22 protein-coding genes and 3 pseudogenes are annotated in these 21,826 nt (G+C 72.4%); 9 read left to right on the forward strand and 16 right to left on the reverse strand.

Annotated elements, in window-relative coordinates:
• Positions 1 to 164 (forward strand): transposase (locus AB0I22_RS25120; RefSeq protein ID WP_363133274.1); only part of this gene is annotated, 164 nt, incomplete at its 5' end.
• Between the two features lie 291 nt (positions 165 to 455).
• Here the strand turns inward: AB0I22_RS25120 and AB0I22_RS25125 are convergent.
• From AB0I22_RS25125 to AB0I22_RS25150, 6 genes are all read right to left on the reverse strand, one after another.
• Complete coding sequence (locus AB0I22_RS25125) at positions 456 to 1,244, reverse strand: SpcZ (RefSeq protein WP_363133150.1); 789 nt, start codon at positions 1,242 to 1,244, stop codon at positions 456 to 458.
• A gap of 177 nt (positions 1,245 to 1,421) precedes the next feature.
• On the reverse strand, positions 1,422 to 2,639 hold the full coding sequence (locus AB0I22_RS25130) for a cysteine desulfurase-like protein (RefSeq protein ID WP_363133151.1): 1,218 nt from the start codon (positions 2,637 to 2,639) through the stop codon (positions 1,422 to 1,424).
• A 280-nt stretch (positions 2,640 to 2,919) separates the two neighbouring features.
• Complete coding sequence (locus tag AB0I22_RS25135; protein WP_363133152.1) at positions 2,920 to 4,161, reverse strand: XdhC/CoxI family protein; 1,242 nt, start codon at positions 4,159 to 4,161, stop codon at positions 2,920 to 2,922.
• 76 nt (positions 4,162 to 4,237) lie between these two features.
• The gene (locus tag AB0I22_RS25140; protein ID WP_363133153.1) at positions 4,238 to 6,391 is read right to left on the reverse strand and encodes a xanthine dehydrogenase family protein molybdopterin-binding subunit; all 2,154 of its coding nucleotides are present in this window, start codon (positions 6,389 to 6,391) and stop codon (positions 4,238 to 4,240) included.
• Entirely contained in the window at positions 6,388 to 7,380 is a 993-nt protein-coding gene (locus AB0I22_RS25145) for a xanthine dehydrogenase family protein subunit M (protein WP_363133154.1), read from the reverse strand. Before AB0I22_RS25145 ends, AB0I22_RS25140 begins: the two co-directional genes overlap by 4 nt.
• Complete coding sequence (locus AB0I22_RS25150; protein ID WP_363133155.1) at positions 7,377 to 7,967, reverse strand: 2Fe-2S iron-sulfur cluster-binding protein; 591 nt, start codon at positions 7,965 to 7,967, stop codon at positions 7,377 to 7,379. Before AB0I22_RS25150 ends, AB0I22_RS25145 begins: the two co-directional genes overlap by 4 nt.
• Positions 7,968 to 8,515: 548 nt before the next feature.
• On the opposite strand from AB0I22_RS25150, the gene AB0I22_RS25155 reads away from it, so the two are divergent.
• Complete coding sequence (locus AB0I22_RS25155) at positions 8,516 to 9,157, forward strand: TetR/AcrR family transcriptional regulator (protein ID WP_363133156.1); 642 nt, start codon at positions 8,516 to 8,518, stop codon at positions 9,155 to 9,157.
• 97 nt (positions 9,158 to 9,254) lie between these two features.
• On the opposite strand, the gene AB0I22_RS25160 is transcribed toward AB0I22_RS25155, so the two are convergent.
• Positions 9,255 to 10,055, reverse strand: coding sequence for a LysR substrate-binding domain-containing protein (locus tag AB0I22_RS25160; RefSeq protein ID WP_363133157.1), 801 nt, complete (start codon positions 10,053 to 10,055; stop codon positions 9,255 to 9,257).
• A gap of 59 nt (positions 10,056 to 10,114) precedes the next feature.
• Here AB0I22_RS25160 and AB0I22_RS25165 point away from each other — a divergent pair, with 59 nt between their 5' ends.
• Together AB0I22_RS25165 and AB0I22_RS25170 are read left to right on the forward strand one after the other, a co-directional pair.
• Positions 10,115 to 10,507 carry a DUF5997 family protein gene (locus tag AB0I22_RS25165; protein WP_363133158.1) on the forward strand — a complete coding sequence of 131 codons (393 nt, stop codon included), beginning with the start codon at positions 10,115 to 10,117 and terminating at the stop codon, positions 10,505 to 10,507.
• A 257-nt stretch (positions 10,508 to 10,764) separates the two neighbouring features.
• A pseudogene (locus tag AB0I22_RS25170) lies at positions 10,765 to 11,133 on the forward strand (helix-turn-helix domain-containing protein); the annotation flags it as partial.
• Here the strand turns inward: AB0I22_RS25170 and AB0I22_RS25175 are convergent.
• Positions 11,117 to 11,539: a YjbQ family protein gene (locus AB0I22_RS25175; protein ID WP_363133159.1), complete on the reverse strand. Its 423-nt coding sequence runs from the start codon at positions 11,537 to 11,539 to the stop codon at positions 11,117 to 11,119. The pseudogene AB0I22_RS25170 and the gene AB0I22_RS25175 overlap by 17 nt on opposite strands.
• 548 nt (positions 11,540 to 12,087) lie before the next feature.
• Here AB0I22_RS25175 and AB0I22_RS25180 point away from each other — a divergent pair.
• The 4 genes and pseudogenes from AB0I22_RS25180 to AB0I22_RS25195 all read left to right on the forward strand — a co-directional run bounded on the left by AB0I22_RS25180 (position 12,088) and on the right by AB0I22_RS25195 (position 16,078).
• A pseudogene (locus AB0I22_RS25180) lies at positions 12,088 to 12,919 on the forward strand (ABC transporter permease).
• Positions 12,892 to 13,776, forward strand: a complete 885-nt coding sequence (locus AB0I22_RS25185) for an ABC transporter ATP-binding protein (RefSeq protein WP_363133160.1) — start codon at positions 12,892 to 12,894, stop codon at positions 13,774 to 13,776. Before AB0I22_RS25180 ends, AB0I22_RS25185 begins: the two are co-directional and overlap by 28 nt.
• A gap of 53 nt (positions 13,777 to 13,829) precedes the next feature.
• Complete coding sequence (locus AB0I22_RS25190; RefSeq protein ID WP_363133161.1) at positions 13,830 to 14,870, forward strand: ABC transporter substrate-binding protein; 1,041 nt, start codon at positions 13,830 to 13,832, stop codon at positions 14,868 to 14,870.
• Positions 14,870 to 16,078: an LLM class flavin-dependent oxidoreductase gene (locus tag AB0I22_RS25195; RefSeq protein ID WP_363133162.1), complete on the forward strand. Its 1,209-nt coding sequence runs from the start codon at positions 14,870 to 14,872 to the stop codon at positions 16,076 to 16,078. Before AB0I22_RS25190 ends, AB0I22_RS25195 begins: the two co-directional genes overlap by 1 nt.
• A gap of 72 nt (positions 16,079 to 16,150) precedes the next feature.
• Here AB0I22_RS25195 and AB0I22_RS25200 read toward each other — a convergent pair whose 3' ends face one another.
• The 8 genes and pseudogenes from AB0I22_RS25200 to AB0I22_RS25235 form a co-directional block, all read right to left on the reverse strand.
• Positions 16,151 to 16,339 (reverse strand): hypothetical protein, encoded by a 189-nt coding sequence (locus AB0I22_RS25200; protein ID WP_363133163.1) that lies wholly within the window; start codon positions 16,337 to 16,339, stop codon positions 16,151 to 16,153.
• A 175-nt stretch (positions 16,340 to 16,514) separates the two neighbouring features.
• Entirely contained in the window at positions 16,515 to 16,712 is a 198-nt protein-coding gene (locus AB0I22_RS25205; protein WP_363133164.1) for a hypothetical protein, read from the reverse strand.
• Complete coding sequence (locus AB0I22_RS25210) at positions 16,712 to 16,909, reverse strand: hypothetical protein (RefSeq protein WP_363133165.1); 198 nt, start codon at positions 16,907 to 16,909, stop codon at positions 16,712 to 16,714. Before AB0I22_RS25210 ends, AB0I22_RS25205 begins: the two co-directional genes overlap by 1 nt.
• Positions 16,910 to 16,999: 90 nt before the next feature.
• Entirely contained in the window at positions 17,000 to 17,848 is an 849-nt protein-coding gene (locus tag AB0I22_RS25215; protein ID WP_363133166.1) for a helix-turn-helix transcriptional regulator, read from the reverse strand.
• A gap of 15 nt (positions 17,849 to 17,863) precedes the next feature.
• Positions 17,864 to 18,380 (reverse strand): annotated as a pseudogene (locus tag AB0I22_RS25220) (DUF6879 family protein).
• A gap of 537 nt (positions 18,381 to 18,917) precedes the next feature.
• Positions 18,918 to 19,766: a helix-turn-helix transcriptional regulator gene (locus tag AB0I22_RS25225; protein WP_363133167.1), complete on the reverse strand. Its 849-nt coding sequence runs from the start codon at positions 19,764 to 19,766 to the stop codon at positions 18,918 to 18,920.
• Between the two features lie 6 nt (positions 19,767 to 19,772).
• On the reverse strand, positions 19,773 to 20,288 hold the full coding sequence (locus AB0I22_RS25230; protein WP_363133168.1) for a DUF6879 family protein: 516 nt from the start codon (positions 20,286 to 20,288) through the stop codon (positions 19,773 to 19,775).
• Entirely contained in the window at positions 20,282 to 20,536 is a 255-nt protein-coding gene (locus tag AB0I22_RS25235; RefSeq protein WP_363133169.1) for a hypothetical protein, read from the reverse strand. The genes AB0I22_RS25230 and AB0I22_RS25235 overlap by 7 nt, the downstream gene beginning before the upstream one ends.
• Positions 20,537 to 20,702: 166 nt before the next feature.
• Between AB0I22_RS25235 and AB0I22_RS25240 the strand changes: the two genes are divergently transcribed.
• Complete coding sequence (locus AB0I22_RS25240) at positions 20,703 to 21,818, forward strand: NAD(P)-binding domain-containing protein (protein ID WP_363133170.1); 1,116 nt, start codon at positions 20,703 to 20,705, stop codon at positions 21,816 to 21,818.
• Positions 21,819 to 21,826 lie beyond the last annotated feature (8 nt).

Consider the following 21,826-nt stretch of genomic DNA (forward strand, 5'->3'; position numbering starts at 1 on the left):
CTGCTGAACCCAAGAAACTCCGCTACCGGCTCCTGCACGTCGCCGCCCGGATCACCCGGGGCAGCCGCCGCCTCCGCCTTCGGATATCGGCGACCCGGCCCTGGCGACATGAGCTCACGGCCACATTCCACCGCCTGGCCGCACTGCCCCGCCCCGCCAGCTGACACGCCGCCCCCGCCCACCTCGACTCAAGGACCTTGGAAAACCCGACCCCGCGTTGGGCCCTCACCACGTCCACCGGCCGACGCGCCCTCAAACAACCCCGCTCAACCGCCCAACAGCCCCAACTGAAACGCCGAGGCTAGGCACTGGAAAAATGAAGGCGCTGGCAGTCATCGATGCGATATTCGCGATGGTCACCGAACCTGGTCTAGGTCTCCACTGCCAGTTGCCAGAGCCTGCGTCATATTCCTGATCGAATAAGCGAGCGGTGCCGCCTGAAAGACGCCCGCCGCTCAGGCCGCCGCCCGGCCCAGGCTGTCGGCCAGGCCGTCGGCCAGCTGGGCACAGGCTTCCCGGCGCCGCTCCTCCTGGGCCCCCGCGTCACGCTGGCCCTCGGCGCAGTCGCCGTCGGCGAGGGCCAGGATGTAGGCGCGTACGTACGCGAAGGGGTAGGTCTCGGCGTAGGCCCGCGCGTCCGCCGTCGCGTACGCGGCAGCGGCGGCCCGCGCGTTCGCGAGGGCGTTGGCGGCGGCGTAGGAGCGGGCGTTGGCGCCGGCGCTGAGCTTCCCGTAGCTGTCGGCGAACTCGGCGGCCTTCTGCTCGCCGTAGTCGTTCGCCATCGCGTAGGCGTGGGCGTCGGCGGAAGCGGTGGCGAACGCCTCGTCGTAGGCGTAGGCGTGCTGGTACACCTCCGCCAGCGCCGCGCCGAGCGCCGCCTCCCACGCCTCGGCCCCGACCCGCTCCCCCGCCAGTGCCCGTACGTGCAGCGCCCGTACCGCTTCCTGGGCGCCGGCGTCGTCGCCGCGCCGCGCGGCGGTCTCCGCCAGCAGCGGCGCGACGGTGCTCGCGTGCCAGTCGTGGACCACGGCGAAGGGCACGGGCCCGTCGAGGCGCGCGAGTTCGCCGTGGACGCGCCGGGCCCACTTCGCGGCCGTGGCGGCGTCCTGGCCGTCGTAGAGCGCGCCGATGACCTGCGCGGACCAGGGCGCCGGAGCGCCGTCGTGCGAGCCGGCGGCGTGGCCTTCCTCAAGCCGGGCGAGGAACTGGTCGAACGTCTCGGGTGCGGCCGGGGGAAGAGTCATCCGTCTCTCCTGTGTGGGCTGTCGCGGCCGCTGGTGCACGGGCCTCCGCCAGGGATCATCACCGTAACCCGGCGATCTCCCGCGCGGAATGCCCGATGCCGCCGCAGGGCCAATGCCGGACCGAGGCCGGACCGAGCCGGTCCGCCATCGGCCCACCGCCGGACCGGTGCCTGTCCCTCAGCCGCCGCCCTCGCCGAGCCCGGCGACGGCGGCCAGCAGCCGGTCGACGTCCGAGCGGTCGTTGTAGTGCACGAGCCCCGCCCGGACCGCGCCGCCGCTCTCCCGCAGGCCGAGCGCACCGGTCAGCTCCCAGGCGTAGTTGTGCCCGTGCCATACGTTCACGCCCTGGCCCGCGAGGTGTTCGGCGACCTCGCGCGGGGTGCGGTCGGCCACCCGGAAGTAGGCGGTCGCGGTGCGGCGGGCGGGCTTGCCGTACAGGGTGACGTACGGCAGCTCTTCGAGGCCGTGCAGGAGCCGGGCGAAGAGTTCGCGCTCGTAGGTCTCCACCGCTGCCATCGAGGCCAGCAGCCGCCGGCGGCGGGAGAGCGCCGGGTCGGGCGCGGCGAGCGCGGCCAGGTGGTCCACCGCCGCCGTGATCCCGGCGAGGTCCGCGTAGGGCGGGGTGCCCGTCTCGAACCGGTCCGGCACGTCGTCGGGCGCGGGCAGCAGCTTGTCCGGCCGCAGGGTGTCCAGCAGTTCGGGCGCGGCGACGAGGGCGCCGATGTGCGGCCCCGACCATTTGTAGGCGCTGGTGATGTAGAAGTCGGCGCCGATCTCGCGTATGTCCGTCGGGCCGTGCGGGGTCGCGTGGACGCCGTCGACGAACGTCAGCGCCCCGGCCGCGTGCGCCTTGGCGGTGATCGCGGCGACATCGGGCCGGGTGCCGAGGAGGTTGCTCGCGGCGGTGACGGCGACCAGCCGGGTGCGCTCGTCGAGGAGCGTGTCGTACTGGCCGACGGGCAACTCGCCGGTGGCGGGGTCGGCTTCGGCCCACCGGACCTCCGCCCCGGCGCGGGCGGCGGCCTGTACCCACGGCCGGACGTTGGCGTCGTGGTCGAGGCGGGAGAGCACGATCCGGTCGCCGGGCCGCCAGGTTTCGGCCAGGGCCTGCGCGAAGCGGTAGACGAGCGTCGTGGCGTTCGGCCCGAGCACCACCCCGCCGGGCTCGCCGCCCACGAGGTCGGCCACCGCGCTCCGGGCCTCGGCGACGATCGCCTCGGAGCGGTGGCTGGCGGGGAACGGCCCGCCCGCGTTGCCGATCCCGTTCCGGTAGGCGGCGGCGATGGCGTCGGTCACGGCCGTCGGCACCTGGGTGCCGGCGGCGCCGTCGAGGTAGGCGTATCCGTCGCGCAGGGCGGGATACATGGCACGGATGGCTGCGGCGTCATAACCCATGGGCTCAGCCTGGCCCTTCCCCGGGCGCCCTGGGAAGGGTGATCACGGCCGTCACGGATCACGGCCGTCACGGATCACGGCTGTCCGTGGACGTCTGAGCAGCGCAGGGAGGGCCGAGGGCCGTGATGAAGGAACGCTGAGACCGGACCGGACCGTACGGCCTGTCTCCGTACGGTCCGGCGGTGGTGCGAGGCTCTGCCGGTGCTGAGCCGATCGCCGCTGCGCGATCGCACGCACCAAGCACAGCGCGCCGTTCCCTCCAGGGATGCGCCACCGGCCGTCAGGCCGCCGCGTGCGCCCCGATCTCGCCGGCCGCAAGCCGCCCCGCGTCGCGGTGAATGGGCGTCCCCGCACCCGTCAGCGGGCGGCCCGTACCTCCCTCCCGGGCCGCGACGATCTCGGCGGCGATGGACAGGGCGGTCTCCTCGGGCGTACGCGCGCCGAGGTCGAGGCCGATCGGCGAGCGGAGCCGGGCCAGTTCGGCCTCGGTGACGCCGACCTCGCGGAGCCTGCGGTTGCGGTCCTCATGGGTGCGGCGCGAGCCCATCGCGCCGACGAAGGCGACCGGCAGCCGCAGGGCCGCCTCCAGCAACGGCACGTCGAACTTGGCGTCGTGGGTCAGTACGCACAGGACCGTGCGGCTGTCGGTCGCGGTGCGCTGGAGGTAGCGGTGCGGCCACTCGACCACGATGTCGTCGGCTTCGGGGAAGCGGACGCGAGTGGCGAAGACCGGCCGGGCGTCGCACACGGTCACGTGGTAGCCGAGGAATTTGCCCGTACGCACGAGGGCCGACGCGAAGTCCACCGCGCCGAAGACGATCATCCGGGGCGGCGGCACGCTCGACTCGACGAGCAGGGTCAGGTCCGGCTCGCAGTGCCGGCCGGCCGCCGAGACGTCGACGGTGCCGGTGCGGCCCGCGGCCAGCAGGGCGCGGGCCTCCGCCGCCGCGGTACGGGCCAGCTCCGACGATCCGCCGAGCCCGCCCCCGTACGTGCCCTGCTCGCCCCCGTACGCACCATGCTCGTCCCCGTACGTGCCGCGCCCGCCCTCGTACACGTCGAGCCCGCCCTCGTACGTGCCGTCGGGGTGAACGAGCAGGGCGCCGCCGAGCGGCCCGGCAGGGCTCCGGGCCACGCGGACGAGGGCCGCCGTCCCGCCGCGCGCGGCGGCGGCCAGCGCCGCCGCGAACACCTCGCGGCGGGGCGTCCGCGCGGCCACCGGCGTGACGAGGACCTCGATGACCCCGCCGCAGGTCAGGCCGACCGCGAAGGCGTCCTCGGCGCTGTAGCCGAACCGTTCCAGGACCGGTTCGCCGTCCTGGAGGGCCTGTACGCACAGTTCGTACACCGCGCCTTCCACGCAGCCGCCGGAGACCGAGCCGATGACCACGCCGTCACCGTCCACGGCGAGGGCGGCTCCGGGCGACCGGGGCGCGCTGCCCTCGACGGAGACCACGGTGGCGACGGCGAAGTCGCGGCCCTCCTCCACCCATCGGTTCAGGTCGTCGGCGATGTCCAGCATGTCGGTCTCCTCTCTGTACGCGGGGCGGCCGGCGACGGCCGCCCCGCCCCCCCCCGTGCCGCTCGGGGCTCAGGGCTCAGGCGGCCCCGCCGCCCGCGGACGTGCTCGCCGCGCCCGCGAGCAGGACGCGGTCGGGCCGGATCGGCAGGGCGCGGTGGCGCACGCCGGTGGCGTGCCAGACCGCGTTGGCGACGGCCGCCGCGACCCCCACGATGCCGATCTCTCCGATCCCCTTGATCCCGACGGGGTCGTCCGGGTCCGGGTCGTCGATCCAGTCCGCCTCGACGTGCGGGATGTCGGCGTTCGCGGCGAAGTGGTAGCCCGCGAGGTCGGCGCCGACGACGCCGCCCGACGCCCGGTCCCTGACCGCTTCCTCGTGCAGCGCCATGGACAGCCCCCAGATCATGCCGCCGACGAACTGGCCGCGCGCGGTCAGCGGGTTGATGATCCGGCCCGCGGCGAAGATCCCGAGCATGCGCCGGACCCGCACCTCGCCCGTGGCGACGTCCACGGCGACCTCCGCGAACTGCGCTCCGAAGGAGTGCCGTTCCTTGGCCGCCAGCGCGGCGATCGCCTCGGCGGTGTTGGACCGCGCGGTGATCCCCTCCGGGGGGATGGCGCCGCCCAGGGCGAGTTGCTCCCGCAGGTCGCGCGCCGCCTGTGTGATGGCCCAGGACCAGGAGCGGGTGCCCATCGAGCCGCCGGCGATCATCGCCGGCCCGAAGTCGCTGTCCCCGATCTTCATCCGGATGCGTTCCGGTGCGACCTCCAGCGCCTCCGCGGCGATCAGGGTGAGCGCGGTCCGGGCCCCGGTGCCGATGTCCGCGGCGGTGATCCGCACGGTGAAGGCGCCGTCCGCCTCCGCCGTCACGGCGGCCGTGGACGGGGCGGCTCCGACGAAGAACGAGGCCGCCGCGGTGCCGGTGCCGAGCAGCCAGCGTCCGTCGCGACGCAGGCCGGGGCGCGGGTCCCGGTCCGCCCAGCCGAACCTGCGGGCGCCTTCCCGGAAGCACTCGGGCAGCCGGCGGGTGGCGAAGGGCAGCCCGGAGACGGGCCCCGCGGCCGGTTCGTTGCGCACCCGCAGGTCGATCGGGTCGACGCCGCACTTCTCGGCGAGTTCGTCGAAGGCGGACTCCAGCGCGAAGGAGCCCGGCGCCTCGCCCGGCGCGCGCATCCAGCTCGGCGTGGGCACGTCGAGCCGTACGAGGCGGTGTGCGGTGCGGTGCGCCTCGGCGTCGTACATCACGCGTGACACATCGGCGCTGCGCTCGACGAACTCGCGGAACTGCGAGGTGACGGAGAACGCCTGGTGGTCGAGGGCGAGCAGCCGGCCGTCCGCGTCGGCGCCGAGTCGCACGCGCTGCTCGGTCGGGCTGCGGTAGCCGACGAGTGAGAACATCTGACGGCGGGTCAGTACGACGCGGACCGGGCGGTGCAGCATGGTCGCCGCCATCGCGGCGACCACCTGGTGCGGGCGGACCGCCTTGGATCCGAAGCCGCCGCCGACGTGTTCGGACCGTACCCGCACCGACTCCGCGTCCAGGGAGAACAGGTTCGCGAGCTCCTGCGCCACCAAGGCGCTGCCCTGGTTGGAGTCGACGACTTCGAGCCGGCCGCTGTCCCAGCGCGCCGTCGCCGCGTGCGGCTCCATCGGGTTGTGGTGCTCCTCGGGCGTGGTGTACCGCTCGTCCACCACGGCCGCGGACGCGCCCAGTTGAGCCGCGAAGTCCCCTTTCTCCGTGTCCGACTGCGAACCCTGGGAGGCCTCCGGCGCGTACAGGCCGGGGTGCTCCGCCGAGAAGGCGACGTCGTGCGGCTCCTCCTCGTACCGGACGGTCAGCGCCTCGGCGGCCTCCCGCGCCTGCTCGGACGTCTCGGCGACGACGAGCGCCACCGGCCAGCCGAGGTGCGGCACCCGGTCGTGCTGGAAGACCTGGAGGATCGGGTCGGGCGGCCCCAGGGCCGTCATGTACTCCGATTCGACGCGAGGGGCGTTGCCGTGGTGCAGCACGGCGAGGACGCCGGGCATCGCGAGCACGGGCTCGGTCTCCACGGCGCTGACGCGACCGCGGGCGACGGTGGACAGCACCAGCCAGCCGTGGGCGAGTTCGGCGAACGGGATCTCCCCGGCGTAGCGGGCCGCTCCGGTGACCTTCTCCCGGCCCTCCAGTCGGGTGTGCGCGGTGCCGACGGCGCCGGTGACCGCCGCGGTTCCGGTCGTCACCGTCATCGGGCGGCCTCCTGGGTGAGTTCGGTCAGTGCGGCGACGACGAGGTTGCGCATCAGCGTCACCTTGTATCCGTTGTGGGGCAGCGGCTCGGCCGCGGCCAGTTCGGCGTCCGCCGCGGCGGCGAACGCGTCGGCGGTGGCCGGTCCCCCGGTCAGCGCCTGTTCGGCCGTACGGGCGCGCCACGGGCGGGACGCGACCGCCCCGAAGGCGAGGCGCACTTCGCGTACGGTGCCCTCCTCGACGTCGAGGGCGGCGGCGATCGAGCCGATGGCGAAGGCGTACGACGCGCGCTCGCGCACCTTGCGGTAGCGGGAGACGGCGGCGACGGGGGCCGGCGGCAGGGTGATGCCGGTGATCAGCGCGCCGGACGGGAGCGCGGTCTCCAGGTGCGGGGTGTCCCCCACGGGCAGGTAGAACTCCGAGAGCGGCAACTCCCCCGGCCCGTCCGCCGTTTCGTAGGTGACGGTGGCGTCGAAGGCGGCGAGCGCCACCCCCATGTCCGAGGGGTGCGTGGCCACGCAGTGCGCGGAGGCCCCGATGATGGCGTGGTTGTGGTGCTCGCCCTCGATGGCGGGGCAGCCGCTGCCGGGGGCGCGTTTGTTGCACGGCTGGGTCGTGTCGGCGAAGTAGGCGCAGCGGGTGCGCTGGAGCAGATTCCCGCCGACCGTCGCCATGTTGCGCAGCTGGCCCGAGGCGCCCGCGAGGACGGCCTGCGCCAGCGCGGGGTACTTGCGCCGCACTTCGGGGTCGGCGGCCAGTTCGCTGTTGGTGACGGTCGCGCCGATGCGCAGCCCGCCGTCCGGCGTGGACTCGATGCGGCCGAGGGGGAGTTCGCGCACGTCGATGAGGCGTGCGGGCCGCTCCACGCCGGTCTTCATCAGGTCGACGAGGTTGGTGCCGCCGCCGAGGAAGCGCGCCTCGGGGTCCTCGCCCCGCAGTGCGACCGCACCGGAGACGTCGAACACTCGCTGGTAGCCGAATTCCCTCATGCCGCCGCCTCCGCGTCCGCCGTGGTCTGCGCGTCCGCCGTGGTCTGCGCGTCGCCCGCGGCTATTCCGGCCGCCCGGGCGACCGCCTGCACGATCGACACGTACGCGCCGCAGCGGCACAGGTTGCCGCTCATCCGCTCGCTGATCTCGTCGGGGGTGAGCTGTGGCGGCCCCGCCTCGGGCCGCACGTCGTCGGTGACCGCGCTCGGCCAGCCCGCGGCGTGCTCCTCGATCACCCCGAGGGCGGAACAGATCTGTCCGGGCGTGCAGTAGCCGCACTGGTAGCCGTCGAGGTCGAGGAACGCCTGCTGCACCGGGTGCAGCGTTTCGCCGTCCGCGACGCCCTCGATGGTGGTGACCTCGCGCCCTTCGGCGGCGACCGCGAGCTGGAGGCAGGACACGGCCCGGCGCCCGTCGATCAGCACCGTGCAGGCGCCGCACTGGCCTTGGTCGCAGCCCTTCTTCGTGCCGGTCAGATCGAGGCGCTCGCGCAGCGCGTCGAGCAGGGTGGTGCGGTGGTCGACGGGCAGGCTGTGCTTCTCGCCGTTGATGTTCAAAGTGATGGCACTGGACGTCGGTAGGGCCATGATCAGCCTTCTTTCGCGTATGTGGTACGCGGCGGGGTGTCGGGGCGCGGCCCCTGGCCCCGGCGTGGTCGTGCGGGCAGCCGAGCGGTCCCGGTCGCCCCGGCACGAGCGCCCGGTCGGGGGCTCCTCCGGAACGGCGGATGGGAAGACGGTGGCGCTGTACGCAGCGGCGCCGCCTCGGCCACCTGCGACGCAGCCGGTGGCGGTACGACCGGTCACGATCGCCACCGGCCGGGTATGCCGCTAAGGTGGACCTAAGTGGACACTTGTCCGTTGGTACTCAACCTAACGGACAGTTGTCCGCTTAACAAGGCCGTTCCGGCCGGGATTCGGAAAGCCGTGATTCCGGTCGCGGTCCGGTCGCGGTCCGGCCGCGGTTCCGGAAGACCGTGATCGCGGAGAGCCGTGATCACGGGAAGCCGTGATCACGGGGGTTCCTGATCACTGGGATTCCTGATCACGAAAAGGCCGTGACCGCGGACGACCGCAGGACCGGCACGGCGTTCGGCTGGGAAGCCACGGCTCCGGAAAGCCGGGAAGGAGGACGAGTGCAGGAGAAGAGAGACGCCCCGCTGCGCTCGGACGCGCAGCAGAATCGCGAGCGCATCCTGACGGTGGCGCTGGACGAGCTGACACGGTGCGGCGACGTACCGCTGAGCGCGATCGCGAAGAAGGCGTGCGTCGGGCAGGGCACGTTCTACCGCAATTTCCCCAACCGCGAGTCCCTCGTGCTGGAGGTCTACCAGTACGGGGTCCGGCAGGTCTCCGACCGCGCCTCGCACCTGCTGGCGGCCCACTCCCCCGACCGCGCGCTGCGCGCGTGGATGACCGAGCTCGCCCAGTACGCCATGGTCAAGGCCGGTCTGGCCGACGCGCTGCGCAAGGCCACCAGCTCGCGCGGCACCCTGGCCGGGCTGGGCCACGGCCCGCTGTCCTCGGCCGTCACGCTCCTGCTGCGGGCGAACGACGAGGCGGGCACCATCCGTCCAGGGGTCACCCCCGACGACTTCATGCTCGCCATCGCCGGCCTCTGGCAGATCGATCCGCACGGGGACTGGCAGACGCGCTCGGCCCGGCTGCTGGACCTGGTCATGGACGGGCTGCGGGCCGGGGCTCCCCGGGCGGCACAAGACAAGGCACAAGACAAGGCGCAGGACGAGGCGCGGGTCGAAGTGAAGGACAAGGCGTGAGCCGGAGGGCGCGGCCGTAGAAACTACGAGCGCCATAGAAACTACGAGCCGCCGTAGGAACTACGAGCGCCGTAGGCGCTACGACCCGCCGTAGGGGCTACGAGCGCCGACGGGGCTTGCCGCCCTTGCTCCCCTGACCGCCCTTGCCGGGCTTGCCGCCCCTGCCGCTCCCCGGCTTACCGGCCCTGCCCGCCTTGCCGGCAGCGGGCTTGCCGCCCGCTGGCTTGCGGCGCGCGCCATCGCCTTCGGGACGCTTGGCCTTCTTCGGCTGCCGGTCAGCGGCCGGAGCCCGGCCGCGCGTGCTGTTGACGGTCCGGCCGCGAACGATCCCGATGAAGTCCTCCACCAGGTCCGTGGTCTTCTCCTGCGGCCACGACAGCGCGACCCGCGACTCCGGGGCGTCCGAGAGCGTCCGGTAGGTCAGGTCCTTGCGGTGGTACAGGCGGGCGAGCGACTGCGGAACAATCAGCAGCCCCACGCCAGCCGCCACCAGCTCGACGGCGTCGGCCGTCGTGGCGGGGCGGTCCTTGGCGGGCAGCCCCGGCGGCCGCTCCCAGCCGAGGGTGTCGTCGAGAGGGTGCAGCACGATCTCGTCGGCCAGTTCCTCGGCGGACACCTCGTCGACCGCCGCGACCACGTGGTCCTTCGGGACCACGACCACCGTCGTCTCGGCGTAGAGGGGGATCGCGCTGAGGTCCGCGCCGTCGACCGGCAGCCGTACGAAACCCGCGTCCGCGCCGCCGTCCCGCAGCACCCCGCACGCCTCGGCCGCGGACACCTGGACCAGGGTCAGCGGAACGTCCGGCAGCCGCTCGTGCCAGATCCGCACCCACTTGGTGGGCGTCACCCCCGGTACGTACGCAAGCTGGAAGGAAGGAGGTGTCTGGGAGCCGGTCACCGGGTCAGGCTACCGGCTCCTGGTCGGCGGTAGCGCACACGATCGATACCCTTGACACCATGACGTCGCACCAGACCACCCAGACCATGAAGCCCGCGACCGCGGCGAAGAAACTGGGTGTGCACCTTGAGGCCACCCCCGCCGAGTTCCAGGAGGGTGTCGTCTCGCGCACCGAGCTGAACGCCCTCCAGGCCGACCCGCCCCAGTGGCTGCTGGATCTGCGGCGCGACGGCCCGCACCCCCGTCCCGTGGTCGCGGCGAAGCTGGGCGTCTCCATCTCGGGTCTCGCCCGCGGCGGGGTCACGGAGGCGCTCACCACGGAGCAGATCGACGCGCTGAAGCAGGAGCTCCCCGAGTGGCTCCAGCACGAGCGCGCCACCCAGGCCGAGGTCCGCAAGGAGAACGTGCGCATCAAGGCCAAGCGGGCGGAGCGCGAGGAACAGCAGAGCTGACCCCGGCCCTCCCGGCCGTACGTTGATACGGCCATCCGCACCACCCGCACGCCCGGCCACCGGCCGGGCGTGTTCACGTGCGGGCGGCGTACCCGGCGGCGTCAGGCGGCGTGTACGGCGAGGAAGGGCGCGAGCGCCGCGTTGACCTGCTCCGGGTGGGTCAGCGGCGGGGTGTGCGCGGCGCCGGGGACGACCACGAGGGGGTCGGCGGCGCCGGGGAGCGCCGCGTGCAGGGCACGGCCCCCGCCCGGGGCGACGAGGTCTTCGTACGGTTCCGGGCCGCGGTGGAACGCGACTTCGCCCACTGCCACCAGGTCGTCCGGTACGCCCGCGCCCTCGACTACACGCCGCGCACGCTGTCCCGCGCGACCCGGGCCGCGGCCGGGGTCGGGGCCAAGGAGTTCGTCGACCGCCGCGTCGTCCTGGAGGCCAAGCGGCTACTGGCCCACGCGGACCTGCCCGCGGCATCGGTCGCGCGCCGCCTGGGCTTCGAGGACGCCGCCGACTTCGCCAAGTTCTTCCAGCGCTACGCCGGCGTCCCGCCGGGCGCGTTCCGCGCGTCGACGGCGTCGCCCGCCGCCGTCCCGCGATCCGGCGCGGTCGGGGCGGTCAGCCCAGGAAGCTGAGGCGCACCTGGCGCCGCGGATTGTCGACGTTGGTGTCGACGAGGCAGATGGACTGCCAGGTGCCGAGGGCCGGCCTGCCCGCGAGGACCGGGAGGGTCGCGTGGGGCGCGACCAGGGCGGGGAGCACGTGGTCGCGGCCGTGGCCCGGAGTGCCGTGGCGGTGGCGCCAGCGGTCGTCGGCGGGCAGCAGGTCGCGCAGGGCCGCGATGAGGTCTTCGTCGCTGCCCGCGCCGGTTTCGAGGATCGCGACGCCGGCCGTCGCGTGCGGGACGAAGATGTTGAGGAGGCCGTCGCGGTCGGGGGCCGTTTCGCGGAGGAACGCCTCGCAGTCGCCGGTCAGGTCGTACACCGCCTGTGTGGAGCCGGTGGTGATGTCCAGGATGCTGGTCCGGAAAGCTTCTGCCATGGGCCCATCCTCACGCATGCGCCCGCTCCCGCGCATGCGCCGGTACCCGGGCGGGTCACCGGTGCCACGGGACGGCCGCACGCCCGGTACTCGCGCGCGTACCCCGGCCCCGTACGTACGCCCGCACCCGCACGCCTCCCCGTCCCCGCCCGCGTACGTACGCCCGTACTCGCACACATCCCCGGTCCCGCCCCGTACGCCCGCACCCGCCGCTTTCCCGGCCCCGCCCGCGTACGCCCGCACCAGCCGCCGTCCCCGTACGTACGCCCGTAAGACCGCCGCAACAAAGGTCCGCCTGGTGAGACGGTCATTGCCCCGGCGGCTCGGGGATCGCTACGTTCACGGCATGTCTACGTCAGCCCGGCTCATCACGCGCGGTCACATCGACCTGCTGCGGGTGGCCTCTGCCGCGTGTCGCCGCGGCCGCTGACCTTTCTTCCGCGCGTCTCCCCCTCTGCCTTACGTACTCCCCTTCGCGTCTCGCGCGCCGCCGTGCTCGGCCCCGGGCAGGCCGCTGACGCGTACCCCGCCGCTGCCCCGGAGCCCTGATGAGCGTCAGTCATGCCCCGCCGGACATCTCGCCGCCCCTCGAACGCATCGTTCCCCTCGGTTCGCGCCGCTCGCGGATGCCGCGCTGGCTGCGGCGCGCCTGGGGCCCCGTACTGCTGCTCCTGGCGTGGCAGGTGTCCAGTTCCACCGGGTTGCTGCGGCCGGACGCGCTCGGGTCGCCGGGGGCGATGGCCGCGACCGCCCGGGACATGCTCGCCGACGGGACGCTGCCGTCGGCGATGCTGGTCTCGGTGCAGCGCGTCGCCGTGGGGCTGCTGCTCGGCGTGGCGGCCGGGACCGGGCTGGCGCTCGTATCCGGGCTGTCGCGGCTCGGCGAGGACCTGCTGGACGCGACCGTGCAGATGCTGCGGAGCATTCCGTGGGTCGGGGCGATCCCGCTGTTCATCATCTGGCTGGGCATCGGCGAGGCGCCGAAGGTCGCGCTGATCGCGCTCGGCGTCGCACCTCTATCTCAACGTCTATGCGGGGATTCGCGGGGTCGATCCGCAACTCATTGAGGCAGGCGGCTCGTTGGGACTCGGCCGGTGGGGGCTGATCCGCCATGTCGTGCTGCCGGGCGCGCTGCCGGGGGCCATGACCGGGCTGCGCTACGCGCTCGCCACCGCCTGGCTGGCGCTGGTCTTCGGCGAGCAGATCAACGCCGACGACGGCATCGGCTTCCTGATGAACCAGGCGCGGGAGTTCCTGCGCACCGACGTGATCGTGGTGTGCCTGGTGGTCTACGCCGTTCTCGGCCTCGTCGCCGATGTCGTCGTCCGTTTCCTCGAAAGGCTGCTGCTGCAATGGCGACCGACCTTCACCGGCCAGTGAGCCCCGACACGGACGGCGGCTCCGCGAACGGCCGTTCCGCGGGCGGCCCCGCGGCCGTCCGGGCCTCGGGGCTGACCAGATCCTTTGGCGGCCGTTCCGTCATCGACCGGCTTGAACTGACCGTCGAGGAGGGCGAGTTCGTGGCGCTCCTCGGCCGCAGCGGCTGCGGCAAGTCGACGCTGCTGCGGGTACTGGCCGGGTTGGACCGGGAGATCGAGGGCGAGGTGCTCGTACCGCGCCGCAGGGCCGTCGCCTTCCAGGCGCCCCGGCTGATGCCGTGGAAACGAGTGTGGCGCAATGTGCTGCTGGGGCTGCCCGGTCGGCCCGACCGCGAACGGGCCGAGCAGGCGTTGACCGAGGTCGGCCTCGGCCATCGGGCCGACGCCTGGCCCGCGACGCTGTCCGGCGGCGAGGCGCAGCGCGCCTCTCTCGCCAGAGCCCTGGTACGGGAGCCCGATCTGCTGCTCCTCGACGAGCCGTTCGGCGCGCTGGACGCGCTGACGCGCATCACCGCGCAGCGGCTGGTGGCGGAGTTGTGGCAGCGGCGCGGCTGCGCGGTGCTGCTGGTCACACACGATGTCGAGGAGGCGCTGCTGCTCGCCGACCGGGTGCTGGTGATGGACCGGGGCGTGATCGCGTACGAGCGGAGGGTGGGGCTGGAGCGGCCGCGCGACGTGGCCGGCCCGGCCTTCGCCGCCCTGCGCGCCGAGCTCCTCGGGCGGCTCGGCGTGGAAGAGACCGGATCCGGAGAGGGTGCCGGCGACACGCCCGACAGGCCGGCGGGCCCGTCCGGCAAGAGCGCCCTCGACACGCCCGTAACCGCTGACGGCTCGCGGCCCGCGCCCGTATCCGCATGAGCCGCGAGTGCGGCACCGGACGCGTACGACACACCGACGATCGGATCTGTGACATGAGACGGCCCCTCCGCCGCTCCTCTCTCCCCCTCCTCCTGCTGCCGTTCCTGGCGCTCGCCCTGACCGCCTGCGGCGGATCCTCCGCCGCCGACGCGGGCGGCCGCAGCGACGGGCGGGGGCCGGTGACGCTGAACGTCGGCGACCAGAAAGGCGGTTCGGAGGCCGTGCTGCGGGCCGCCGGGGAGCTGAAGGGCCTTACGTACAAGATCAAGTGGTCGACGTTCACCTCCGGGCCGCCGCTGCTGGAGTCGGTCAACGCCGGGGCGGTGGACGTCGGCGGGGTCGGCAACACGCCGCCCGTCTTCGCCGCCGCCGCACGGTCGAAGGTCAAGGTCGTGGCGGCCACGCACGGATCGGCGGCGGCCGAGGCGATCCTGGTCCGCGAGGACTCGCCGCTGAAACGGACCGCGGACCTCCGGGACCGGTCCGTCGCGGTGGCGCAGGGCAGTTCCGCGCACTACCAGCTCGTGGCCTCGCTGGTGAAGGCCAGGCTGTCGCCGAAGGACGTACGGCTGAGCCTGCTCCAGCCGGCCGACGCGCTGGCCGCGTTCAGCCGCGGCAAGGTGGACGCCTGGGCGGTCTGGGACCCGTACACCTCGCAGGCGCTGCGCAACGCCGGCGCCCGCACGCTCACGACCGGGCAGGGCGTGGTCAACGGCCTCAGCTTCCAGGTCGCCGCGCCGGCCGCGCTCACGGACCGGAAGAAGTCCGCGGCGCTCAAGGACTACGTCGAGCGGCTGCGCCGGGCGCAGGACTGGGTGTACGAGCACCCCGAGGACTGGGCCAAGGTGTGGGCGAAGGACACCGGGCTCCCCTACGACGTGGCGCTGGACGCCGTGCGGCGCAGCGCGGGCACCCGGGTGCCGGTGGCCGTGGACGACGCGGCCGTCGCCGCCGAACAGAAGATCGTCGACACCTTCGCGCGGCTCGGGCTCATCCCCCGCGCGTACCGCTTCGCGGACTTCGTGGACCGCCGGTTCAACGGTTCCCTGCCGCCGTCCACCACCGCGCCGCGCACCTACGGAGAGGCTTCCTGATGTCCGTACATCTGCACTGGTTCCTGCCGACGGGCGGCGACGGCCGTACCCTCGTGGACCGCCACGCCTATACGGACGGCGGCATCAAGCGCTCGCGCATCACCCCGGTGAGCGGGGTACGGGCGCCCGACATCGAGTATCTGGCGCAGATCGCCAAGGCGGCCGAGCAGCTCGGCTTCGAGGCGGTGCTGACGCCGACGGGCACCTGGTGCGAGGACGCGTGGCTGACGACGGTGGCGCTCTCGCAGCACACGGAGCGACTGAAGTTCCTGGTGGCCTTCCGGCCAGGGGTGATCTCCCCGGTACTGGCCGCGCAGATGGCCGCCACCTATCAGCGCATCACGCGCGGCAGGCTGCTGCTCAACGTGGTGACGGGCGGCGACTCGACCGAGCAGCGACGCTTCGGCGACCACCTGGACCACGACCGGCGCTACGCGCGGACCGCCGAGTTCCTGGAGGTCGTGCGCGGGGTGTGGGGCGGTACGCCCTTCGACTTCGACGGCGAGCACTTCCAGGTCAGCGGAGGTCTCACGGCGCTGCCCCCCGATCCGCTGCCGGAGATCTTCTTCGGCGGCTCCTCGGCCGCGGCGGGCCCGGTCGCGGCCCGGCACGTCGACGTCTATCTGACCTGGGGCGAGCCGCCGGAGCAGGTGAAGCGCAAGATCGACTGGATCAGCGAGCTCGCGGCGCGCGAGGGGCGCACGGTCCGCTTCGGCATCCGGCTGCACGTCATCTCGCGGGACTCCTCCCGCGAGGCGTGGGCGACGGCGGACCGGCTGCTGGACGACCTGGACGCGGAGACGGTGCGCGCCGCGCAACAGGCCCTGGGCAAGAGCGAGTCGGTGGGCCAGCAGCGGATGCTGGCCCTGCACGGCGGCGAGCGCGACAAGCTGCAGATCTCGCCGAACCTGTGGGCCGGCGTCGGCCTGGTACGCGGCGGCGCGGGCACAGCCCTGGTCGGCGCCCACGCCGAGGTCGCGGACCGCATCGAGGAGTACCACGCGCTGGGGATCGACCACTTCGTGCTCTCGGGATATCCGCACCTCGAAGAGGCGTACTGGTTCGGCGAGGGCGTCACTCCGGAGCTCGCGTCCCGCGGCCTGCTGCCACGGCTCCCGGCATCGCCGCTCGCCGGCGTCCCCGCGGCCAATGGCCGTCCGGCCTCGGCGCCCGGGGGTGCGCCGCTGCTGCTCGCGGGCGGGCGGTAGAGCACTGCGGGTCCCCGTCCGTGCGCCACGGGGGCAGCGGCACGGGCGGGGCCTTTTCAATGGCTCACGGGGTCACTTGCCCCCGGCGCCCCCGCTCGGCTGCGGCTCGCGGGGAGCCTCCGGGGGCATCGATCCGCCGTCGTGCTTCCCGCCGTCCTGTGCGACAGCCCCCAGTTCCTGGGGATGCCGGAAGGGCACGCCGCGCCACCCTTCCGCGTCGGGCACGCGGGTCTCGTACGTCTCGACGGCCACACCGCTCATGTACCAACCTCCTCTTCTCATAGGAGGCCACGCCGCCGTACGGTCGACGGCATGGCCCGTACCGGGTCACCCGCTCCGGCGTCCGACCTGTCCAGGGATCCACGCCGGAACGGGCGCCGCTCCCGCCCCGCCGGCCCGGTAATCGTCAACCGGGCCGTCGGGACGGAGTCTTGGGTCAGGCGCGGAACACGGCCTCCGGGGAAACCAGGCGCTCCACGCCCCCGCGCTCCGGCGCGACGAACGCCGTCGGCCGCTTCCGCCGCTTGTTCGGCGGGTCTGCCGGGTCCTCGTAGTCGGGCAGCAAGTCCCGCAGGACGAACACGCACCCCGCCTCGTCGGCCACGCGGTGACCGACGTCCGCATGGGTGACCATCAGTGGCCCTCGGGATGCCGCGCGATCCGAACGTTGCAGTCCGTCACAGTCGTCATATCGCCACCCGCCCGCGCCCAGTCCCGCACCTTCGCGAGTTCCGCGCACCCCTTGCAGTCGGGCACCGGAGTCGGCTCCAACACGCCGGTGCGGTCCGGGAGATCAATCGGCGGTGTGCTGTATCTCGTCGGTTCGGTCATTGCCCGACTCCTTCGCGTTGTCCGGATGGCGACCACGCTAGGGAGCACGGCAAGCCGCCACCTACCGAGTTCTATGGAGTTCCATGCGCTTCACTCCAACGCGTCAATCGCGGCGGTGATACGGGCCCGAGCTCCGGCCCCGTAGACGGCGAGTTTGGAGAACTCCCCGAACGCCTTGAGGTAGTCCCGCACTTCTGTCGGCGCGGCCACGTTCACCTGTGCCGTCAGCAGCTCGACTTGGACTTGCTCCTCGTCGTAGACGCTGAACGTCTCGGTCATCCACATGCGCCGGTCGGCGGTGAACGGAATCACGCCGAGCGAGACGGACGGGAGTGCCATGACCGCCAGCAGGTAGCCCAGTTGGCCCGCCATGGCCTCGGCGTCGCCGACGCGGTGCCGCAGAACGCCTTCCTCGACCAGCAGCGCGAAGCGGTGGTTTCCCTCACGGATCACGTGCGAGCGCTCGATACGGGCTCTCACCGCGTCCGAGACGTCGTCGTGCGTCCCCCGGAAGTGAGCGATGGACGACAGCAGCGCATGGGCGTACGCGTCCGTCTGGAGCAGCCCCGGCACGACGTTGGAGCAGTACACGCGGAACACCCGCGTTCGCTCGAACAACGGCACGTACGACTCTTGCAGACGGCGCATCCCCGTCCGCTGCAACCGCCTCCACTCGACGTACGCGTTCTCAGCGGTCCGGGTAGCGGCGATCAGGTCGGCGGCTTGGTCCTCCGCGCCACAGGCCCAGCACCACGCGTGCACGTCGGCGTCGGACGGCGGGGTGACGGCGTTCTCAAGGCGCGACACCTTCGAGGGGTACCAACCCGTCCTGCCGGCGATCACCCTGGCGCTGAGGCCCGCGTCCCGACGCATCTCCCGCAGCCTGGCGGCGACCGCCTTGCGGGCGTCCTGAACACTGGAGGAAGGGGACGCGGGCATCAGCTGATCGGGACCTCAGATCTTGTACTGGTCGTGGGGCGTGGCCCGTTCCCACACCGCCTCGAACGCGGCCGCGCACAACTTCGCCACGCCGGGCTCGTCGGTGACGTCGTCACCCAAGTACTCGCCCTCCCCAGAGAAGTAGCCGAACCTCACCATCCGGTCGTCGAACAGCCAGAAGTCATTTCCCGGCAGCCCGATATCCGACGCGTTCCGGCGCGGCAGCCAGCGGATCCGCTCACCCGCCGCGACGTTGGTGAACGTGCCGTCATACAGGTACCGGGTGTACTCGCTCACCGGCTCCGACACGATCCTGGCCCGCCGGATGACAACGCCCCGCGCTACGGTCTCGGCCACCAGGTCGAGCCACGGGCGCCACCACGACGCACGGTCGTCGGGGTCCGGTCGGTGCCCCGCCTTGCATGCGGCGACGCGCGGTGCTTCGTCCGTAGTAGTCCCGCATCTCAAGGTGAACCGCCGACCGCCGGCAGCCCGCCAGCGACTCACTGGACGGCGGCGCGCTCTGCCACACAACAGGCCTCCCGAATCGCAGCCACCATCCGAAGGGGCAGCCGGACCACGTCTTCACTGTCAGGGATCGGGCCGGTCTCCAAGCACTTCGCCAGCGTCCCGGCCTCGGCCTTCCATCCCTGCACCACAACTTCCTACTTCCCCTCGTCCACCCACACCGTGAGGCAGTTCGCCCTATCGGTCTTCCGGTCCTTGGCGACGAACAGTAGGGCCATACCTGCCTCCGATGCCTACTCGCTTCCACAAGGTTCTACGAGGCTTGCCCAGTGAGACGCGGCACGTCAAGCGCATGGCACATGCCTGACAGACGGCTCGGAGAGGGACCGCGACCGGCGAACCGGAAATCGTCAACCGGACCGGCGGGGCGGAGTCTTGGGCCCTACAGAGGACGCGGCCTCTGGTCCGGTAGATCAATCGGCGGTGTGCTGAATCTCGTCGGTTCGGTCATTGCCCGACTCCTTCGCGTTGTCCGGATGGCGACCACGCCAGGAACGGCGGAGCCTCGGCTCACAGCGGATTGCGGGCGATTGCACATGGACTACACGAGAGAGTCACGCGCCTTGACCAGTAGCGCTCGGGCCCTGTCGCCGTAGACGGCCATTTCGGCCAGCGTGGCGAACGTGTCGGCGTACACCTTCACCTCGCTGGGCTGCGTCAGCGTCAGGTAGCCGGACGCCAATTCGACGTTGACTTGCGCGTTGTCATAGACCCAGAAGTTCTCGACCGGTAGTTGGCACCGTTGTTGGGCCACCGGGACGATGCCGAGGCTGACGTTCGGCAGTCCGCTCACGGTGAGCAGGTGCTCCAGTTGTTCTTCTTGCGCCTCCCCGGTACTGAGCGTGTTCCGGAGAACGGGCTCTTCGATCAAGAACGCGAACAGCCGTTGGCCTTCGTAAAGCACCCGCTGGCGCTCCATGCGCGCGGCCACGGCGTCGGCTACATCGTCGAGCGGCACCCGTTGCCGCTGAATGGTCCGCAGCACGTCCTCGGTGTACCGGTAGGTCTGGAGGAGGCCGGGAAGAGCCCAGGAGCTGTACGCACGGAACCGGCGCGTGCGCTGGTACAGCGGTAGACGCTCGTCCTGGGATCGCCGCAGCCCGGCACGCTCAAGCCGCTGCCACGTCAGCCACATGCCCTCGACATCCCGCAGTGCGGCGACCAGGTCGCCCGCCTGGTCCTCGGCGTCGCACACCCGGCACCACGCCCGGATGTCGCCCTCGCTGGGCCGCGACTTCCCCGTAGAGATCCGGGAGACCTTGGACGGGTGCCAGCCGCACCGGGCGGCGAGATCCTTGCCTTCGAGTCCGGCGTCCTTGGCCAACTCGCGCAGGCGGCCGGCAAGGGCCTGCCGGGCTTTCTGAACACTGGACGACGCTGCTTGGGACATGGCTCGCTAAACCACCCTGTACTCCCCGTGAGGCATGGCCCGCTCCCACACCAGCTCGAAGGCGGACTCGACCAGCCGAAGGACCTCCGGTTCCGTGCGCCACTCTCGGTCGACGACATCCCCGACTCCGGAGAAGTACGTGAACAACACGGCCTCGCTGTCGAACATCCACAGGTCGGTACCGGGGAGCGGGATGTCAGCGGCCTTCCGACGGGACAGCCAGCGGACCGATTCACCGGCCACCACGTTGGGGAACGTCACGTCGTACTCATACCGGATGTAGTCCGTCACCGGTTCCGAGACGACCCTCGCCCGCCGCATGGCAACTCCGCGCGCCGTCGTCTCCGTCACCACGTCCAGGAACGGCCGCCACCACGTGGAACGGTCAGCGGCAGGGTCCAGCCGTTTCCCTTGCTGCCAAGCGACGAACTCGGGGTCGTCGGGCTGATAGGAGTCGCGCAGTTCCAGATGCACAGCGGAATGGCGGGCCTGCGCCAGCCCGTCGAGTACGGCGTTCACCATGGCCCTGCCCACCCTCGCCGGACAGCAGGTACTGCCTGCATGACCTTGGGCATCCGAACGATCACCTCGTGACGGGATACTTCCCTACCGCGCCCGGGGATCGAGGCGCCCTCCTGGGGCGCCTTCACCTCTTCCTCGGTCGCCTTGTAGGACTGAATCAGCAGGTCTCCGCTGTCCTCGTCCATCCACACAGTGGGCGAGTCGTCCTTGCCGGTGTCCGGGACGATCCCAAGGAATCGCAGCTTCATGTCTGGCCCCCACCGCCGAATCCGCTTGCACTCGATTGCTCGACTTTCACGCGACCCGCCATCCCCGTCAAGCGGCCGCGACATGCGCAAACAAGTTCGACGGCCGAGCCGAGGCCGGGATCGGCGATCCGGGAAGAGATCCCCCGCCCCCACCGTTAGTAGAACCATGAACAACTTCGGGGCGCGCGAAGTCGACGTCGTCGTGATCGGCGCCGGGCAGGCCGGCCTGTCCAGCGCCTACCACCTGCGACGGGCCGGCTACCAGCCCGGCCACGGCTTCGTCGTGCTGGACCACGCGCCGCGCCCCGGCGGCGCCTGGCAGTTCCGTTGGCCCTCGCTCACGTACGGCAAGGTGCACGGCATGCACGCGCTGCCCGGCATGGAGCTGACCGGGGCCGATGGCGCACGGCCGTCGTCCGAGGTGATCGGCGAGTACTTCGCGGCCTACGAGCGCACCTTCGACCTGCGCGTTCGCCGGCCGGTGGACGTCGCGGAGGTGCGTGAGGGCGAGGGCGGGCGGCTGCTCGTACGGGCGTCCGACGGCGACTGGTCGACGCGGGCGCTGATCAACGCGACCGGCACCTGGGACCGGCCCTTCTGGCCGCGCTACCCCGGGCAGGAGACGTTCCGGGGCCGTCAGCTGCACACCGCGAACTATCCGGGGCCGCGGGAGTTCGCAGGTCAGCGGGTGCTCGTCGTGGGCGGGGGCGCGTCCGGGACGCAGCATCTGATGGAGATCGCGGAGGTGGCGGCCAGTACGACGTGGGTGACCCGGCGGCCGCCCGTCTTCCGCGAGGGGCCGTTCGACGAGCGGGCCGGCCGGGAGGCGGTGGCGCTGGTCGAGGAGCGCGTACGGCTGGGGCTGCCGCCTCGGAGCGTCGTCTCGGTGACCGGTCTGCCCGTGACCGACGCGGTGCGGCGGGCCCGGGAACAGGGCGTACTGGACCGGCTGCCGATGTTCGACCGCGTCACGCCGACCGGGGTGGCCTGGGACGACGGCGCGCGAGGGCGAGCGCCCCGGACCGTGGACGTCGACGTCATCCTCTGGGCCACCGGGTTCCGGCCCGCCATCGACCACCTCGCCCCCCTCAAGCTGCGCGAGAGCGGCGGCGGGATCAGGGTCGAGGGGACCCGTGCGGTGCGCGACGCGCGCGTACACCTGGTGGGGTACGGTCCGTCGGCGAGCACGATCGGAGCGAACCGCGCGGGCCGAATGGCGGTACGCGACATTCGCGAACTGCTCGCGCGCGAGCCGGCGGCGGCCGCGGCGCCGGTGGCGTGAGCCACTGG

Origin of the sequence: Streptomyces sp. NPDC050610 (assembly GCF_040654875.1) — a bacterium.
Lineage (GTDB): Bacteria > Actinomycetota > Actinomycetes > Streptomycetales > Streptomycetaceae > Streptomyces.

Excerpts from the sequence above, each read along its gene's own strand:
- AB0I22_RS25125 (WP_363133150.1), bottom strand. The coding sequence starts at position 1,244 with ATGACTCTTCCCCCGGCCGCACCCGAGACGTTCGACCAGTTCCTCGCC.
- AB0I22_RS25130 (WP_363133151.1), bottom strand. The coding sequence starts at position 2,639 with ATGGGTTATGACGCCGCAGCCATCCGTGCCATGTATCCCGCCCTGCGC.
- AB0I22_RS25135 (WP_363133152.1), bottom strand. The coding sequence starts at position 4,161 with ATGCTGGACATCGCCGACGACCTGAACCGATGGGTGGAGGAGGGCCGC.
- AB0I22_RS25140 (WP_363133153.1), bottom strand. The coding sequence starts at position 6,391 with ATGACGGTGACGACCGGAACCGCGGCGGTCACCGGCGCCGTCGGCACC.
- AB0I22_RS25145 (WP_363133154.1), bottom strand. The coding sequence starts at position 7,380 with ATGAGGGAATTCGGCTACCAGCGAGTGTTCGACGTCTCCGGTGCGGTC.
- AB0I22_RS25150 (WP_363133155.1), bottom strand. The coding sequence starts at position 7,967 with ATGGCCCTACCGACGTCCAGTGCCATCACTTTGAACATCAACGGCGAG.
- AB0I22_RS25165 (WP_363133158.1), top strand. The coding sequence starts at position 10,115 with ATGACGTCGCACCAGACCACCCAGACCATGAAGCCCGCGACCGCGGCG.
- AB0I22_RS25175 (WP_363133159.1), bottom strand. The coding sequence starts at position 11,539 with ATGGCAGAAGCTTTCCGGACCAGCATCCTGGACATCACCACCGGCTCC.
- AB0I22_RS25185 (WP_363133160.1), top strand. The coding sequence starts at position 12,892 with ATGGCGACCGACCTTCACCGGCCAGTGAGCCCCGACACGGACGGCGGC.
- AB0I22_RS25190 (WP_363133161.1), top strand. The coding sequence starts at position 13,830 with ATGAGACGGCCCCTCCGCCGCTCCTCTCTCCCCCTCCTCCTGCTGCCG.
- AB0I22_RS25195 (WP_363133162.1), top strand. The coding sequence starts at position 14,870 with ATGTCCGTACATCTGCACTGGTTCCTGCCGACGGGCGGCGACGGCCGT.
- AB0I22_RS25200 (WP_363133163.1), bottom strand. The coding sequence starts at position 16,339 with ATGAGCGGTGTGGCCGTCGAGACGTACGAGACCCGCGTGCCCGACGCG.
- AB0I22_RS25205 (WP_363133164.1), bottom strand. The coding sequence starts at position 16,712 with ATGGTCACCCATGCGGACGTCGGTCACCGCGTGGCCGACGAGGCGGGG.
- AB0I22_RS25210 (WP_363133165.1), bottom strand. The coding sequence starts at position 16,909 with ATGACCGAACCGACGAGATACAGCACACCGCCGATTGATCTCCCGGAC.
- AB0I22_RS25215 (WP_363133166.1), bottom strand. The coding sequence starts at position 17,848 with ATGCCCGCGTCCCCTTCCTCCAGTGTTCAGGACGCCCGCAAGGCGGTC.
- AB0I22_RS25225 (WP_363133167.1), bottom strand. The coding sequence starts at position 19,766 with ATGTCCCAAGCAGCGTCGTCCAGTGTTCAGAAAGCCCGGCAGGCCCTT.
- AB0I22_RS25230 (WP_363133168.1), bottom strand. The coding sequence starts at position 20,288 with ATGGTGAACGCCGTACTCGACGGGCTGGCGCAGGCCCGCCATTCCGCT.
- AB0I22_RS25235 (WP_363133169.1), bottom strand. The coding sequence starts at position 20,536 with ATGAAGCTGCGATTCCTTGGGATCGTCCCGGACACCGGCAAGGACGAC.
- AB0I22_RS25240 (WP_363133170.1), top strand. The coding sequence starts at position 20,703 with ATGAACAACTTCGGGGCGCGCGAAGTCGACGTCGTCGTGATCGGCGCC.